The sequence below is a fragment of the Agrilactobacillus composti DSM 18527 = JCM 14202 genome (assembly GCF_001436375.1).
In the GTDB taxonomy this organism is placed as follows: Bacteria; Bacillota; Bacilli; order Lactobacillales; family Lactobacillaceae; genus Agrilactobacillus; species Agrilactobacillus composti.
In genome coordinates this window covers 169146-186905 of record NZ_AZGA01000057.1, presented here as the reverse complement: position 1 = coordinate 186905, position 17760 = coordinate 169146, and the positions used below count along the sequence as shown (strand labels likewise).

Below are 17760 nucleotides of genomic sequence, written 5' to 3'. Positions count from 1 at the left end.
GGCTCAATCCTTTTGTAATTTTTTGGCTAGCAGTGAAAATGGGTAACAAATTAAGAAGTATAAGACGAAGATGACGCCATAGACCCAAAAGGCCCCTTGGGGATATTGCTTTTGGTTGGCTTCGATGATTTGCTGACCCACGTTGATCACGTCTAGCACACTGATCAACAGGAGCAAGGACGTGGTTTTAATGATCCGGCTGATCAAGTTCATCATGGCCGGCAGCATGAGTTTTAACGATTGGGGTATTAAAACGTAGTAATAAAGCTGGCTGCGATTTAACCCAATGGCTAAGCCGGAATCCACTTGGTGTTGGGGCACAGAAATCAAGGCCCCCCGGACGATATCGCTGGCTTCTGCAGCCATCCACAAGGTGAATACCAAGGTGGCTACTTCGGCAGCGGGTAAGTTCAGGTTCATGCTCTTAGGCAGAATATAATAGAATAAAAATAACAAAACTACCGTGGGTACGATTCGGAAAAATTCCAAATAAAGCCGTAAAATAAAGCGTAGCAAGCGATTTTTGAAGGTCCGCAAGACCCCTAAGAAGATGCCTAACACACCACCGGCAATGATGGCGATCAAGGCCACCCGGATGGTGATCCAAAGCCCGCCTAACAATCTGGGCAGGTTTTGGCCTTCAAATATCAGGTTAATCCCCGAATGTGCCATAGCGAATCCTCCTTTCCAGCCACGTGAGAATAATCGACAGTGGAATCAAAATAATGGCATAACCTACTACCAACACCAAGAGATATTCATTGGTATGGTAGTATAACCCAATCAAATCCAAAGCCGTATTGGTCAATTCTGGAATGGCGATAACGGTGAAAATTGAGGTCTCCTTAATTAAGAAGATAATATTCGCCGCTAACGCTGGGATGCTTAACGCAAACCCCTGGGGGAAGACCACATAGCGGGTCAATTGACCTTGGGATAAGCCAATGGCCTTGCCAGATTCAATTTGGCTATTGGGGATGCCATCAAAGCCCCCGGAAAAGCCTTCAGCCATGTAACTGCCGCCTAAGAAAATCAGGCCGATGATCCCGCAGGTATACGCTGATAGCTTGAGCCCAATGCCCGGTAAGCCGTAGTAGATGAAGAATAACTGAATCAATAAGGGCGTGTTCCGGGAGAGTTCGATATAAGCACCAACGATTTGCTTCAGGACAGGTATTTTGAAGTACTGACACAGACTACACATCAAGCCTAAAATAATGGCCCCAAGAATGCCCAGGGCCGACATTTGCAAGGTCAATATGAAGCCCTTTTGAAACATTGGTAAACTTTGTTGAATAATTTGCCAGCTCAAAAAGCGATCCCCCTTTATTTATGTATTTGTAGGCGTTTTATGCCCACTTGTATTCGAGTATAATTTTGGCTGATACCCCTGTCAAGCGCTTAAAATAAACCTTTTGGGGCTTTTTGTAAGCCTGCCGCCTACAAAGCGCGCTAGACTACAGTTGTAAGCAAAAAAAGACGGTGCCAAGAAAAGTATATTTTTGTGATTAGACAGGTAAAAATATACTTTATGTCGGTGCCGTCGGTGGTATTTTCTAACCGCTCATAATTAGAAAATGACTATTTCTTCAAATTCTTTTCAATGAATTCCTTAATCTTGTCATCAGAGGCATTCATGAAGGGTTCCATGTCTTTTTCAGTTTTCATTGTGTCGTGTTTGTTGTTTTCCATGAAGTAGTCCCACATGGCATCCCGAAGTGGTGTCTTGCTATCGCTCCAATCAAAAACTTGGCTCATTTCTCTATCTAACATTGCGGTTTCCTTTAATTCTTTAGCTGTCATAAAAATGACCCCCTATTAATTTATTACAACTACAGTATAGTTCTAAATTTGAAAAATGGCACAAAAAACCTCCGAAAATTAGAAAACAATGAGAGGATAATCCGATGAAAATGGCGCGATAACTACGGCCAGTAGTGGTTTGGAAATTTGAAATTTCAGGTGATTTTAATTTTTTGGAGGCGCTTTCAAATTTAAATAGTTTCGAAATTCCTTGCTTAAAAAGCCATTTCCATATAGAATAAAGAATTGTATATCAATAAGGAGGTCCAAGACATGTCTCAAAACACACATACTGGCGTTTCAAACAACCGTCGTCCAGTTAACTCAAAAAAAGTTAAAGCTCGCCGTAACGAAACTGAAAAAGTCCTCGAATTCGTTAAAAAACGCGCTGAATTGGATACAAACAAATAATTTCGTTACACCCTAGAAGTTGTCCAGACTATTAAGTTATGGGGGCTTCTTTTTTTTGCGCTTTTTTGGGGGTAAAAGCTGATCATCCTTCCGTAAATCCCGAACATTACCTTTTTAATTTTTATAAGTTAATTGTTTAAATATCTATATTACAATAATAAATTATAATTAATTGATTATATAACAATTGTTATTCATAATAATCGTTTAATGTTTTTTATATCTAAGTTAAGCGATTAATCCTTATATACAGGTGAAATCATGAAAAGTTTCAATACATATTGCTGGTAATTTAGTTTTAGGCGTGTAATAATAGCAACACTCAAGTCATTTTATGTAAAAAAATAGTAAATAAAAAGACTTGATAGCTGGCCAGCTAGTTTTAAGATGTTAATTCGGTTTATGTTTTGGGATAGGGAAAATGAGGAAGGATGACAAGTAATGCGTAAAATCAAACGAAGCCATCAAGTGGCAGTAGCGGCGCGCCGACGTAACGGCGGGCCTAAACTTCAATATCGTGTTTGGCAAACCAGCAAGCGGGGGCTCGTTGGGGCGATCACAGCAACTGCACTGGCCATGGTTGGCACAACTTTAGCCAACGTGAATGTGGCCCATGCTGCTGACGACACGGGCACGACCACGACCGCCCCAGCGGCGGACACAAAGGCTACTAGTACGACCAATACACCAGCAGGTCTGACTACGCCAGCTACTAACAACCCAGCGTCAACAGCACCAAGCTCAACATCAATATCAAGTTCAACATCAAGCTCAGCACCAGCACATACCGCCGGTTCAGAAGCGCCAGCTGGTACAACGGGAACATCAACTTCGGTGGTACCAAGCTCAGCCAATGCAGATATACAACCGGCAGCGGCAACGACAACTACTGCCGCACCCACCAATACACAGATCACCGCAACACCGGCTGCAGTAACGGCAGCCAGCGCCCCAGCGCAAGCTACCGCGGTGGCACCAACTAGTGCCCCGACACCGGCAACGACAGCAACTGCTGCTAAAGCTGACCCAGCGGTGGCGCCAACTGTTACAGCCCCGGCTACGAACGCCCCAGCGACAGCGGCTACTAATACGGCAACTGCTACGCCGGTTGCGCCAACTAGTGATGCGACTACACTGGCAACGCCAACTGCCACACCAGCGGCAACACCAACTGTTACACCAGTGACTGCGACAAGTAATGCAACCGTGAATGCCATCGCTAGCGATGTCCGCTTGCTGACTGGGCAAACTACTAAGGACGCTCCAGCTACAGCAACTTATCCCGTCAGCGATTTTGTACGGTATGGGGCTGCCGGCAAATTTACCGTGAACACTAGTGACTTAGTGAATGGCAATACCATTGTGGTGGCGCCCGTTGCACTGAGCACCAATGTGCCAGGGGCTTTGCCGAATTTACAAGCAGATGGCATACCCGTATCTATTTCGACGCCTGATGGGGCAGCCGTTATTGGGGTGGGGCAGTTCGATAATAAACTCAAAGCCATTACACTTAAGGTGAACAAGACGATCACTAGTAATAATCCACAGATGGGGATTAGTTTTAGTGATCCTTGGCTGATGGTTTTGAATTATCGCCAAGACATACCACGCTTAAATCCTTTAGCACCCTTCACTAACAAACTAGATGTTTCGGGCCATACTTATGAAGTTAATTTTGATCCCCAAATTAAAAAGGCCGCTACAATTTGGCCTGACGGTTTTACAGCTTTGGGTGCACCAAGAGCTAATGGGGTAACCCTTGAAATCACCCAAAGCACCATCATCCCTAACTCAGAAGTTTTAAACCAACTTCAAGCCAGTGGTGGGGCTAGTGGGGATGTCTTGCCCAACGATGGCGTGACGGTGCGTTATGCCATTAACAGTTCGGATGACATTTTGGCACCACATCAATCATATCTGGATTTGAAGAATTTATATGTATCAGCTGCGGATAATAAAGCACAGACTATTGATGCAAATACGGAAAAAGCTGATTTTAGTACCGATGCTTCCCCGACTAAAGTTTCAGATTTTAATCTGGGTGATGGGCTATCGCTGACCCAAGTTACCAAAGCTGCAACTGGGACGGGGACCTACTATTCCAAACAAGCGGATGGTAGTTATTTGACGGTGGTACATGTTACCCCGGCTGATCTTGTATTAAAACCTGACCAAATAAGGGCCGGTGTAACTACGCGATACAATGGGATTAGTAATTTAAATGATGATGTGCAAGCTACTCAGAAGTATTATGCTGGGGTCATGCAAAATGTGGCTTCTCGAATTTATGGGACTGTTATTGTCGGCGCTGTTGATCCGTCCAAGCCAATTACGGTAACTGTTAACAATTTGGATGCCGCTGGCAATGTGACTAGCACCTTGAAACAGACTTCCTTGCCAAATACGAGTGATGCTGTGGCCAATAGTTCTCAAGTTACCACTCACTTTGTGGACTTGAAGGGCAATCCGCTGGACACAATCAACACGCAATATGGCTTGCCAACGGCTAAGGAAACCCTGACTGGCCCGACCAGTACCAAACAAGCCAGCGTTAGTCCTAAAGGCATCACCGGGTATAAAGTAGTGGCTGATCCAAGTACTTTGACGACCGCCCAACAACAAGCGCTACAAGACACTTTGACAAAATTAGGGCTATCCAGTAGTACGCCAGATCAAGTTATTGGTCAAAATGTTTTTGTCACTAAGGCCGCTAACATTGCCTTCCCTGGCTTAAGCGGGACGTCTTACGATGCCGCTGGTAATATCGTGACGGATGGTAGTGGGACACCAGGTACCGGGCAAACGAATGCGTACTATGCTTATTCAGGTTTGCCGAAAAACGCCAACATTCACTGGATCAATTTGGCTGATAGCAAGCAAACTTCCGATTTAACACCGGCTTCAGGTACTGAGAACACAGCACTCGCCCAAACCTTCGCTGGTTTCGTGGGCGATAGCCTCAAAGAAACTTTGAGCGGTGCTTTGCCTGCCAAGACCCATTTAGTAGAGGCGTCTAATGGCATTGATACGACAAATAGTGCCTACACGCTGTCCGGGATTTACAACACAGACACGACTTCTCCACAAAATTACTATATTTATTATGCGCAAGATCCTGAAACGACTACGCCTGGTACGACTACACCAGGAACTACGACACCAGGAACAACAACACCTGGCACCACTACACCAGGCACAACTACCCCGGGAACAACTACGCCAGGCACAACAACCCCTGGTACGACTACCCCGGGTACCACGACCCCTGGTACGACCACTCCTGGGACCACGACACCAGGTACTACAACCCCTGGCACCACAACCCCAGGGAAACCTACAACTCCTGGAACCACGATTCCGGGTAAACCAACAACACCAGGTAAAGCAATTACACCGGTGACACCGACAACGCCAAACCGGCCAACTGCACCAGGTACTACGACACCAAGTAAACCGGCAAACCCTGGCACCACAACCCCAGGGAAACCTACAACTCCTGGAACCACGATTCCGGGTAAACCAACAACACCAGGTAAAGCAATTACACCGGTGACACCGACAACGCCAAACCGGCCAACTGCACCAGGTGCTACGACACCAAGTAAACCGGCAAACCCTGGCACCGCTATCCCGGGTCGACCAGTTAATCCAAATGCGCCATTGACCCCAATTACACCAACAACCATTAATACACCAATCACACCAAGTACACCGACGAACTTGGTAACACCAACTACACCGACAAAGTCACGGCCAACTGCCAATCGCGGGACAACTACGACGCCAAGTCAGCTGAGTAATCCTAGCAACACGGGCGTTCAAGCTAAGGCGACCGCTAGTGCGAAGTTACCACAAACTGGTGAAGCTAACGACCGCGGATTAATGGCGCTGGGTATTGCCGTTCTTGGCAGCGCCTTAATTGCCCTAGCTTATTTCCGGCGGCGCAAGCTTCTGTGAGTTACGGCGGTTATTGATCCGTAAGTTAGTAATTTGTTTGTTGAATAAGTAGGCGAGAATACTTGGGGGGATATAAATTATGCACGAATTTAATGGTAGACCGAACAGATCATCACTGCAGGGCAGTGTATCTAAAGTTCATTACAAAATGTGGAAATCCGGGAAACGCTGGTTAGTTGGTGCGATTACCGCCACGGCCTTTACTGCGGTGGGAACAGCGCTGACCAGTGGCAATGTGGTTCATGCCGCCGATACTAATGTGCCAGTGACAACACCTGTGCCGGATGCAAAGGCAACTAGTACGACCGCCACGGCACCAAGTTCAGTGGCGCCTACAACGAATGCAACACCGCAAACAACTGCGACTTCTGCGACACCAAGCACAAATTCTGAAGCAAAACCGGTGACGCCGGCACCAGAAAGTGCTGCAACGAAAGCTTTTAAGGATGTTATGCCAACGGCGGTAAGTGCGGCTACAACTACACCGGTGACCATCGCTGCGCAAGCTGAGGCACCAGCCAGCACAGCGGCCGTCGCAAACACGACGACACCAGCAGCAACACCAAGTGCGATCACACCGACCGCGGATAGCAAACCTGAAACGGCGACACCAACAAATGCCAGCGCAACTACTACTGCAAGTGCACCGGCTGCACAAGCTGCTGCGCCGGCTGACACGCAAAAAGCTGACCCTAATGCTGATGCCGTGTCTACAGCACCAACTGCAACAAGTGCTGACCAGAGTGCGGCTGCGAAAGCTTTTAGGGATGTTATGCCGACAAGCGCAACGGCAGCGGCGCCAAGTACGGCTACTAATACGACCACATTGACAGCGGCTACGCTGGTTGCACCAGCTAGTGATGCAACTACACCAGCGGCAACACCTGATGTACCAACACCAAAAACGGTGAATGCTATTGCCAGCGATGTCAGATTACTCACCGGTCAAACGATGACTGAAGCACCTGCCAGCTCAACGCAACCAGTTCGAGATTTTGTCCGCTATGGCGTTGCTGGTAAATTTTCCGTGAACACCAGTGATTTGGTTTCTGGAAATACAATTGTGGTGGCCCCAGTCACCGTAACCACCAACGTGCCCGGCGCGATGCCATCATTTATTGCAGATGGTCCCAGCGTGGATTTCACCACCCCTGATGGTGCCGAAAAAATTGGTAGTGGGCAATATGATAATGGGCTCAAAGCCATCACACTCAAGGTGAACAATACCATAACAAGTAAAGATCCAGAAATGGGCCTTAGTTTTAGTGCCCCTTGGCTAATGGTGTTGAATTATCCTCGGGACATCCAACGGCTAAACCCACTGGCACCTTTTACCAACACGATAGAAGTTTCCGGCCACACTTATGAAGCAAAATTTGATGCGCAAACTAGAAAGGATGCCACCGAATGGCCTGGTGATGCTGAAAATTTGGATAAACCTAGACCATTAGGTGTGCTGCTTCAAACTGAAAATATTACGGTTGTACCTGATGGCACAGTTTTAGGTCAACTTCAAGCTAGTAATGGTACCAGTGCAGATGTCTTGCCAAATAATGGTGTTACTAAACGCTATTTAATTAGCAGCAGTAGTCCAGATGCCATTTTAGCGCCCCACGAAAATTATGCAGAACGGCAGAATGTATATGTTTCAAGTACCGATAACAAAATACAAACAGTTTCTGAAGACTTAAACTATCCTGATTTTAGCACTGATACTGGGCGGTTACCTATCACCAATACAAGTGTTAATGCGGGTGACGGTCAGTCTCTGACACAATTAACAAATAGTGCCACCCAATCAGGACTGTATTATTCCAGACAAGCCGATGGCAGTTATTTAACTGTTCTTCATATTACGCCGGCAGATCTGGTGCTAACCCCTGATCAAATCGCGGCTGGCGTGACTAGTCGTTATAATGGCATCGGCGATTTAAATAAGGATATCCAGGCCACTCAGAAATATTATGCCGGTGCCATGCAGAATGTTACTTCGAGAACTTATACAAGCATTGGTATCGATGCGGTTGATCCAACTAAGCCGATTACGGTAACGGTCAAGACCTTAGATGCTTCAGGCAATGTGACCAATACAATGCAACAGACTACTTTGCCAAATGAAAGTGATACTGTGGCTAATAGTTCTCAGGTCATCACCCACTACGTAGACTTGAAGGGCAATCCTTTGGGCACAATTGATACGCAGTATGGCTTGCCGACTGGTAAGGAAACTTTGACTGGTCCCACTAGCAATACACAGGCCAGTGTCAGTCCTAAAGACTTCACAGGATATAAAGTGGTAACTGACCCCAGTGCTTTAACCGCCGCACAGCAAAAAACGCTACAAGAAACCTTGGCAAAGCTTGGTTTATCTAGCGCTACACCCGAGCAAGTGGCCGGTAAAAATGTCTTTGTCGTTAAAGCCAATAATGTGGCATTCCCTGGTTTGAACGGTACGTCTTATGATGCCAACGGTAAAATTGTGACGGATGGCGGGACGCCAGGTACAGGAGAAACTAATGCGTATTATGCTTATGCTGGTTTACCTAAAGACGCCAATGTTCATTGGATCAACTTAGGTGACAGCAAGCAGACGACGGATTTGACACCTGCTTCTGGGACTGAGAATACAGCTTTGGCTCAGAAATTCGCCGGTTTTGTTGGCGACAACATCAGTGAAGCTTTGAAAGGTACATTGCCTGCTAAGACGCACTTGGTACAAGCATCTAGTGAGATTAGTACGACCAATAGTCCTTATACTTTGACTGGAATCTATAACACGGATACCAGTGCGCCACAAGATTATTATATTTATTATGCACAAGATCCTGAAACGACAACACCAGGCACCACGACACCAGGCACCACCACGCCGGGTACAACGACCCCGGGAACTACTACGCCGGGAACTACTACGCCGGGTACCACCACGCCTGGCACTACGACGCCTGGCACTACGACGCCTGGTACAACAACACCAGGCACCACGACACCAGGAACCACCACGCCAGGTACTACGACGCCTGGTACAACAACTCCTGGCACCACGACACCAGGCACAACAACACCAGGAACCACCACACCAGGCACTATCACGCCTGGTACCACGATCCCAGGCACAACAACGCCTGGAACTACGACACCAGGCACGACAACCCCAGGTAGACCGTTAACACCAGGCCAACCATCAACACCGGGCACACCAACGACGCCGAGCCGACCAACCACCCCAGGAACGCCGACAACCACCCCGGGTCGGCCGTCTAACCCAGGCACATCAACGACGCCAGGGAAACCAGCCAATCCAGGGACAACAACCCCGGGTAAACCAGCTAATCCTGGCACCGTTACACCAAGTCGGCCAGCTGATCCAAATGCGCCATTGACGCCAATTACACCAAGGAACTTAAGAACAACAACCCCAGGAACACCAGTGGCTCTAACACCAGGAACCACACCAAGTGCAGGGACGAACACCAGCGCCAATACACCGCCAAATTCAGGTACGACCCCAACACCACGCCCATTGACGGCGGGGCCAAGGACCACCGCCGCAGCGGCCCAACCCGCCCAAGTGAGTGCCAAATTACCCCAAACTGGGGAAGCTAGCGACAAGGGCTTAACGGCTTTGGGCCTGGCCCTTTTGGGAAGCACCTTGTTGCCGTTAGCTTACTTCCGGCGGCGCAAAGATTCATAACCTATTTTAAAATAAGCAGCCTGTGAGTAGCATCCCACAGGTCGCGGGCAATCTCTGATACTTTCGTCAATGTCGAAGGCAACTGGAGATTGCCTTTTTATGTCCAAAACTGGTTTAACATTGGTATAATGTGGATAAAGTGAGGTGGCAACATGGCTGAAGAAACCAAAACGCAAGCTAAACCTAAGAAAAAGCGGGGGCGTAACGCCAAACGCGTCCGGGAAATCGTCAAAGTCTTGCGGCAATATGACGTCCTCAAGGCTTTGAGCACCCAGACCCACCCGGAAAATGTCCGCAAGGCCCTAGAAGCCCTGGGACCAACCTTTATTAAAATCGGCCAAATGTTGTCCACACGCCCAGACATCGTCTCACCTGCCTTCATAGCAGAATTATCCAAGCTCCAAGACGACGTGGGGACGGATTCCTTTGCAACCGTGCAGCAAACCATTCAAACCGAATTTGGCCAACCCGTGACTGAATTATTCCAGGACTTTGCGGACAAGCCGATTGCCTCAGCCTCCATGGGCCAGGTGCACTTAGCTCATATGCAAAATGGCGTCAAAGTTGCGGTGAAGATCCAACATCCCGGCATTGCTGCCGTCATTCACACCGATCTAAGAATCCTGGACCGGCTGGTGCGGGTGGTGAAGTGGTTGCCCACGGCCCAAGTTGTGGACCCCAAGGAAATCTTTGCCCAATTTAAAGTGGCTTTGGAAAAGGAATTAGATAGCAAATTAGAGGCGGAGAATAACGCCCGTTTTTATAAATTAAATAACAAACAAGACATTTTTGAAGTCCCCCAAGTCTATCTGGATTATTGCTCCAGCAAGGTGGTTACCACCGAGTACAAAGTGGGCCGCAGTATGGGCAGTTATCTCAAGGCGATTGCGGGGCAGCCCATCACCGACAAGCGGCGCAACATCGCCAAAGCTTTGGTGAACAATTTCATGAAACAAGTCTTTGACGATGGTTTTTTCCACGCCGATCCCCATCCCGGCAATATTTTACTCCGGGACAATGAACCGGATTTTGGGGAATTCGGGGCAGCAGAACGCCCCCAGCTCTTTAACAAGACTAGTAGACTACCCAATTACCGCTTGATTTACCTGGACTTCGGCATGGTGGGCACCCTGGATCAGGGGCTGATCGACAACTTGGCCGCCGTGGTGATGGCCATCAATTCTCGGGATGCCTATAAAATCGGCAATGGGCTCTTAAATATTTGTAAAGTCGTTGGCCCTTTGGATAAAAATAAGTTCTTTGAAGAGCTGAGTGCTTTTCTGGAGCCCTATTACAATAGTGGTTTGGGCACTATTGATTTGGAGAACATGACCTTACAAATCGTGGAGTTGTGCCGGCGCAATTATTTGCAGATGAACCCCGATGTCACGCTCTTAATGAAAGCCTTCGGGACCTTAGAAGGGGTGGTCTTACAACTAGACCCAGATATCTCCATGCTAGAAGTGGCCCGGCCTTTTACCCGCCATTACATCATGAAGACCGTGAATGTCCGCAATGAAATTGAAGACCAATTGTTGGCGGCTTACCAATTGAGCAAAGATGTGCCTTTAGTGGCCAGCCGTTTGAAGACCAGTTTAGATTTATTGGAGCGGGGCCGGTTAAAATTAGGTATCGAGCTGAAAAATCGCGACCAAGTCTTAGACCGCATTGAAGCCATGGTGAACCGCATTGTTATTGGCCTGATATTAGCGGCTTTGATCGTTGGGTCCTCCATGCTGGTGCAAAATCAAGCCCAGCAAACTTGGATCGCCCGCCTGGGGATTTTGGGCTATATTGTGGCGGCTATCTTCATCCTAGGCTTTCTAGTGGGTGGGCTTTGGACCCACTGGCAACGTTGGCGCAAGCGCCGGCAAAAATAAATCACCGCAATCTCAAAAGCTTGTAGCAAACTACACAATCTACTGAGAATTCCCCATTGTAATCGGATTCTCATAAACAAATAAGCGGTTAAATCGCTGTAACCACTGCTAGTTATACATTTTTATCAGATTGATAAAAAATTCGCAAAATACCGTTGACAACCTTGCCCAAGGTTGTTATATTAGGGGAGTAAACAAACGCGATCATAGCAGCTAGTAAATTTCAAACCCCACTCAGAGAGTCAGCGGTCGGTGTGAGCTGATGAGGGCCAGGAATTGAATCCACTGCTTAGTAGATGCCGATATAAGGTATTCCGGAGAAGTCCGATACACTTTTAGAGTATTGCTGTTTAGCATAAACTTGGGTGGTACCACGTCTAAGACGTCCCATGACTATATATTTAGTCGTGGGACGTCTTTTTTTGAACACTAAGCAGCAATTTGATGGTGAGATATGCATGTCTTGTCACCCGTTAAAAACTTAGATCCCATTTATCGCGCTAACATAAAAAAACTTAAATTTCATCAGGAGGCAACTTGATATGATCAACCCTAAAATTATTCGTCAAAACCCAGAACTTGTTAAAGAAAAATTAAAACATAGAGGCGTCGACCCTAAAGAAATCGATGACTATGTGACTTTAGATCGTCAAAACCGGGATGCCGTTGCCAAGGTTGACGACTTAAAACGTCAAAAAAATGAATTGAGCAAAAAGGTCAAAGAGGCCGATCCAACTTCTGAAGAAGGCCAAAATCTCATTGCCCAAGTTAAGAAAATCAACGAAGATACCAAAGCCGTTGAAGCTGAACAAAAAGAAGTTGCTGACAGCTTGCACTACATCGCCGTGCGCCTGCCGAACTTACCTGATGACAGCATTCCCGTTGGCCCAGACGAAGACAGCAACGTTGAAGTCCGTAAATGGGGTGACATTCCTAAGTTTGACTTCACACCAAAAGCCCACTGGGAATTAGGTGAAAACCTAGATATCTTAGACTTCGAAGCCGGTGCTAAAGTTTCCGGTGCCCGCTTTGTTTATTATAAGAATGCCGGCGCGCGCTTGGAACGGGCCGTTTACAACTTCATGTTGGACTTGCATACCGAAAAACAAGGCTACCAAGAAATCATTCCACCATATTTGGTTAATGCACAAACTATGTTTGGTACCGGGCAATTTCCTAAGTTTAGAGAAGATGTTTACACCGTTGAATCTACCGGTGAAACTTTGATCCCAACTGCCGAAGTACCTTTGACTAACTACTATGCTAACGAAATCTTGGATGAAAAGGACTTGCCAATTTACTTCACAGCCTTCTCACCTTGTTTCCGTTCTGAAGCTGGTTCTGCCGGTCGGGATACCCGGGGCTTGATCCGGATGCACCAATTCCATAAAGTTGAAATGGTGAAGTTCAGTAAACCAGAAGATTCTATGGAAGAGCTAGAGAAGATGACCTTGGATGCCCAAGAAGTCTTGAAACAATTAGGCTTAGCCCATCATGTTATCATCTTATCTACGGGGGACACTGGTTTCAGTTCTGCCAAGACTTATGACGTTGAAGTTTGGATGCCTGAACAAAACGTTTACCGTGAAATCAGTTCTTGTTCTGATTGCTTGGACTTCCAAGCACGTCGGGCTATGATCCGTTATCGTAAAGAAGACGGCTCTGTAGATTACTTGCACACCTTAAATGGCTCTGGCTTAGCCGTTGGCCGGACTGTTGCTGCTATCATGGAAAACTACCAACAAGCAGATGGCACGATCAAAGTACCAGACGTCTTGGTACCTTACATGAATGGTATGGAAGTTATTAAATAACAGTTTCAATTAATTTAAAATAACAAGGGCGCCGAATTTTCGATTAATCTCGAGAATTCGGCGCTTTTTTTGATGATTTCATTGACAACGTTCACTTGAACGTTTATGATGGGCAACATTAAGGAGGTCATTTTGTCATGGCGGAATCCGTATTGGAACAATATTTGTCGATTATAAATCGACTGATAAGGAATAAATTGAATGCAGAATTAAAGCCTTTGAATCTGTCTGAAAATAATTTCATGATCATCAGCAAATTATTTAATCATCCTGGCGTCTCACAAATTGAATTGAATCGATTGATATATAGAAACCATAGCATCATCTCTAAGCAGATCAAGCGCCTGCAAAATATGGGTTATGTAGAGATGAAAGTGGATCCCGCCAATAAGACCAAGCGGCAACTATTTCTAACCGATAAAGGGATAGCTGTTAATTCGAAGGTTCAATTGATTCAAGCGTCCGTCAATCATTGGATTGTTGCGGAACTTTCTGAAAGTGACCGGGAAAACTTTGAAAATATTTTAAAACAGATTTTTTCGAATAAAAATACCGAAATTCAAGATATCCTGTTAAGTTAATGATTTCAAGGAGACGACTAATTATGAAAGCAATTGTATTTGATGAATATGGGGATGCATCCGTACTTAAGATGGCAGACGTTGCGATACCTGAACCAAAAGACGACGAAATTTTGATAAAGAACTACGCGTCAGGTTTGAATCCTTTGGACTGGAAATTAAGAAGTGGGCAAATGGCCAAATTTATGCCCTTAAAGTTCCCCGCAATCAGTGGCATGGAACCTGCGGGTATCGTGGAACGGGTTGGGAAAAACGTGACGACGCTTCAAGTTGGCGATCACGTTATTGGCTTTCAAGCTGTTCCGGACATGGGTTCTTACAGTGCCTATTCAATTGTTAAGGATACTTCAGCGGCCAAGATCCCGAACAATATGAAATTTGAGATTGGGGCCACGATTCCAGTGACGGGTATCACGGCCTATCAAGCCCTTTTTGGAAGCTTGAAAGTCAAATCCGGCGATCGGGTACTCATTCAAGGCGGTGCCGGTGCTGTGGCGCTCTTTGCGATTCAGTTAGCCAAGAATGCTGGGGCAACAGTCTATGCAGCTGCCAGCCCAGATCATAATGACTTTTTGAAAAAAATAGGCGCGACTGCGGTTTATGATTACCATGACGCCGCTCAATTTAGCAAACTTGAGAAATTCGATAAGATTCTAAATGTCATCGGTGGACGTAATTTTGAGGATAGTTTCGCTTTAGTTAAACCCGGCGGTGTGATTGTAACTACAAATGGCAATCCCGGCAATCAAGAAGACAAAGTTGCATCGGCTAAGTATGGCATCCATGCGCTATCCTTCAGAGCCCAGGTTAATCCGCAAGATCTAGCCACCTTGATCAAAGCCGTTTCTGACGGGCAAGTCGTACCAGCTATTGATAGCATTTATGATTTTAAATTAGCGGACGTTCAAGCCGCACAAAATCTCAGTCAAGCCGGACATGTGACAGGGAAAATAGTTATTAAAATAAATGGTTAAGTCAACAAGATTATCGTGTGTCAATATAAAAACCAGTGCCTCAGCAAAAATGGGGTACTGGTTTTTTGCACTTGGTAGGGGGTATATAACAATTTGTAAGGTTTATAACTAGGTTGTAACTGTTTGGACCCTGGTCAGATTCTTATAATTAAATTAACGACTAGGCTTGCGACAGACGCTCAATCCATATGGAGGTAAGTTATGGCTCAAACAATTGTAAAGACCGAAAAGTTAGCGAAAAGTTTTGGCTCACAAAGCGTACTTCAAGATATCTCAATGATGCTGAAAGAAGGAGATATTTACGGATTTTTGGGAACAAATGGTGCAGGCAAATCAACCACGATGAAGTTACTGTTAGGCTTATTAAAACCTGATTATGGGCAGATTGAAATATTTGGTCAACCTTTGGCTAATAATCGGGCGCAACTTTTGAAAAATATCGGTTCTCTAATTGAAGAACCTTCTTTTTATCCTAATTTAAGTGGTTTTGAAAATTTAAATTTAATTAGAAATCTACTGAAATTACCAGCTAAAAATGTGGCTGAGGTGTTACGGATTGTTGATTTGATGCCAGCTAAGGATAAACTAGTCAAAAACTATTCTATAGGCATGAAACAACGCCTTGGCATTGCCCTGGCACTTGTCAAATTTCCCAAACTGCTTATTCTAGATGAGCCAACCAACGGTCTTGATCCAGAAGGTATGCATCAAATGCGAGAACTTATCAAGCGTCTTCCGGCAGAGTATGGCATCACTGTCTTGATTTCTAGTCATCTTTTATCAGAGATGTCCCAAATGGCACAAACTGTGGGGATTATACAAAGTGGCCATTTGATTTATCAAGGCAGTATAGACACACTCACTGGTGCACACAAATACTTTTTAAAGACAGATAACGTAACTACCGCTAAAAAGGTGATTACAACATATGCAGGAACGAATATCGCTATTGATGATGATCACACTGTGACTTTTAATTTGAAAAATTCAAATGAGACGCCAAAAATCATTAAAGCATTGGTTCAAAACGATGTTAATGTCTACACTTTATATGGCAAAAAGAAATCCTTGGAAGATGTCTTCCTTGAATTGACTGGTGGTGAGACCAAATGAAGTATATACGAAGTGAATTCGCAAAAAATAAACGTCGAAACTTTTGGTTTGCCATTATTGGTCTATTCGTATTTTCGTTACTTTGGGGAGGCGTGACAGCTAATATTCAACTCATGCGTCATGGGCAACAAATAGTGGCAACTATGATTTTTAATATGTCAACGATTGATAATTTTATTTTTCCATTCTTAATCGCATTATTGACTGTACGATTGGTTCAACCTGAACATGATTATCGAATGTTGCAAGTTTTAATGACAAATGGGGAACGACCTTGGGATTTATTCTTAGCTAAATTTGCTGTAACAAGCATAGTTTTATTGGGCGGAGAACTGCTGCAGATAGCGATGATAATTATGATGAGTTTAGCTAAGAGCGGCGAGCTACACGATTTTGGTGTGATTGGGATGTTCTTTCTTTCGATTTTTATTGGGGGCTCTGTTATTACCTTAGTTCAATTGGCACTAGTATTTTATCTAAGTCGACCGATCATTCCGCTTTGTCTGGGATTAGCCGGAAGTTTTTTGAGTTTGGTGACATCTGGTTTTTTGCCTAAAAGTCTGAGCATGTTTATTCCTTGGCAATATATTTCGGTTTTGAATCCATTCTTTTTACAAGGCAAAGGATATCATTACACTAATCTCTGGCCAATTTATCTAGTTCTTGTTCTTGCCATTGGCTGTGTGTTATTAATCTTGATTAGATATGTCATGAAAATTAAAGAAAGGGTGGTTTTATGATACGTAAGATTAACGGGGAATTCATAAAGCTTAGGCATTTGCACTTATTCGCCATTGTCATTGGTATTGATTTACTCGCTGTCACCCTCGGTGCTTTATTATATTTTCAGAACAAAAAGGTTTTTGCTAGTTTTCATACACAATGGTTGGCGCTGTGGAGTGAATCAGGATTATTTTATGCACAAATATTTTTGCCATTACTTTTGGCATTGATGGTAGCCGTTGTGATTCGCTGCGAGAAAGAACAACACAACTTTAGTCGCATGGCAGTGGTTCCGCTTAAGGCTAGCCAGTTAATTCTGAGGAAGTTCAGTACTTTGGCTTTATTAACTGCTGCTGGGGTGGCAGTTTTTATATTCGCTTTTTATTGCATAGGTTTTGCAGGGCGTTTTCCGATTAACAGAACTATTGGATCATTTTTATGGTGGGGTACATTAGGTTGGATCGGGACTTTCCCAATTTTAGGGATTCAATTCTGGCTTTCGATTCGATTAAAGAACTTTACAACGCCTATTATCTTTGCACTAGGATTAAGTTTAGCTAATTTTATATTATTAACCATCAGCCAAGCGCTTGTCCGACTATATCCATATGCCCAAATCATGATTGGGCTACATGCTCGGTCTTATGAAGACTTATCATTGCTGCAAGTGATACTTTTTTTAGGTATTGTGACAATCTTTTGTGGTGGAAGTTTGATTTTCAGCGTAGCGACATTAAAGCGGCAAGGATTTGAGTAATTTGGTAATGGGTATTGCTAAGCAGACCATCAGTATGGTATAAAACCAGCGTC

At 45.1% G+C, this 17760-nt stretch carries 13 protein-coding genes and 1 other annotated feature; of the genes, 10 read left to right on the top strand and 3 right to left on the bottom strand.

What is annotated here, in order from left to right:
• Positions 1-3: 3 nt before the first annotated feature.
• The 3 genes from FC83_RS09745 to FC83_RS09735 all read right to left on the bottom strand — a co-directional run bounded on the left by FC83_RS09745 (position 4) and on the right by FC83_RS09735 (position 1803).
• The gene (locus FC83_RS09745; RefSeq protein ID WP_035453297.1) at positions 4-672 is read right to left on the bottom strand and encodes an amino acid ABC transporter permease; all 669 of its coding nucleotides are present in this window, start codon (positions 670-672) and stop codon (positions 4-6) included.
• Positions 653-1312, bottom strand: a complete 660-nt coding sequence (locus tag FC83_RS09740) for an amino acid ABC transporter permease (protein ID WP_035453295.1) — start codon at positions 1310-1312, stop codon at positions 653-655. The genes FC83_RS09745 and FC83_RS09740 overlap by 20 nt, the downstream gene beginning before the upstream one ends.
• A 269-nt stretch (positions 1313-1581) precedes the next feature.
• A complete protein-coding gene (locus tag FC83_RS09735) occupies positions 1582-1803 on the bottom strand; it encodes a P8 family protein (protein WP_035453293.1) in 222 nt (73 codons plus the stop codon).
• Between the two features lie 273 nt (positions 1804-2076).
• Here FC83_RS09735 and FC83_RS17300 point away from each other — a divergent pair, with 273 nt between their 5' ends.
• From FC83_RS17300 to FC83_RS09685, 10 genes are all read left to right on the top strand, one after another.
• Positions 2077-2214: a hypothetical protein gene (locus tag FC83_RS17300; protein ID WP_169790838.1), complete on the top strand. Its 138-nt coding sequence runs from the start codon at positions 2077-2079 to the stop codon at positions 2212-2214.
• Between the two features lie 441 nt (positions 2215-2655).
• On the top strand, positions 2656-6171 hold the full coding sequence (locus FC83_RS09725) for an LPXTG cell wall anchor domain-containing protein (protein ID WP_156405589.1): 3516 nt from the start codon (positions 2656-2658) through the stop codon (positions 6169-6171).
• Positions 6172-6250: 79 nt separating this feature from the next.
• Complete coding sequence (locus FC83_RS09720) at positions 6251-9865, top strand: KxYKxGKxW signal peptide domain-containing protein (protein ID WP_082622586.1); 3615 nt, start codon at positions 6251-6253, stop codon at positions 9863-9865.
• Between the two features lie 152 nt (positions 9866-10017).
• The gene (locus FC83_RS09715) at positions 10018-11745 is read left to right on the top strand and encodes an ABC1 kinase family protein (protein ID WP_035450786.1); all 1728 of its coding nucleotides are present in this window, start codon (positions 10018-10020) and stop codon (positions 11743-11745) included.
• A gap of 194 nt (positions 11746-11939) precedes the next feature.
• Positions 11940-12138, top strand: a binding site (T-box leader).
• A gap of 149 nt (positions 12139-12287) precedes the next feature.
• The gene (gene serS / locus FC83_RS09710; RefSeq protein ID WP_035450789.1) at positions 12288-13559 is read left to right on the top strand and encodes a serine--tRNA ligase; all 1272 of its coding nucleotides are present in this window, start codon (positions 12288-12290) and stop codon (positions 13557-13559) included.
• Positions 13560-13696: 137 nt separating this feature from the next.
• Positions 13697-14140, top strand: a complete 444-nt coding sequence (locus tag FC83_RS09705; protein WP_035450791.1) for a MarR family winged helix-turn-helix transcriptional regulator — start codon at positions 13697-13699, stop codon at positions 14138-14140.
• 23 nt (positions 14141-14163) lie between these two features.
• Entirely contained in the window at positions 14164-15114 is a 951-nt protein-coding gene (locus FC83_RS09700) for an NADP-dependent oxidoreductase (RefSeq protein ID WP_035450792.1), read from the top strand.
• A gap of 201 nt (positions 15115-15315) precedes the next feature.
• The gene (locus FC83_RS09695; protein ID WP_035450793.1) at positions 15316-16227 is read left to right on the top strand and encodes an ABC transporter ATP-binding protein; all 912 of its coding nucleotides are present in this window, start codon (positions 15316-15318) and stop codon (positions 16225-16227) included.
• The gene (locus FC83_RS09690) at positions 16224-16967 is read left to right on the top strand and encodes an ABC transporter permease (RefSeq protein ID WP_035450794.1); all 744 of its coding nucleotides are present in this window, start codon (positions 16224-16226) and stop codon (positions 16965-16967) included. Before FC83_RS09695 ends, FC83_RS09690 begins: the two co-directional genes overlap by 4 nt.
• Complete coding sequence (locus FC83_RS09685; protein WP_052004429.1) at positions 16964-17707, top strand: ABC transporter permease; 744 nt, start codon at positions 16964-16966, stop codon at positions 17705-17707. The genes FC83_RS09690 and FC83_RS09685 overlap by 4 nt, the downstream gene beginning before the upstream one ends.
• The last annotated feature ends 53 nt before the right edge of the window (positions 17708-17760 follow it).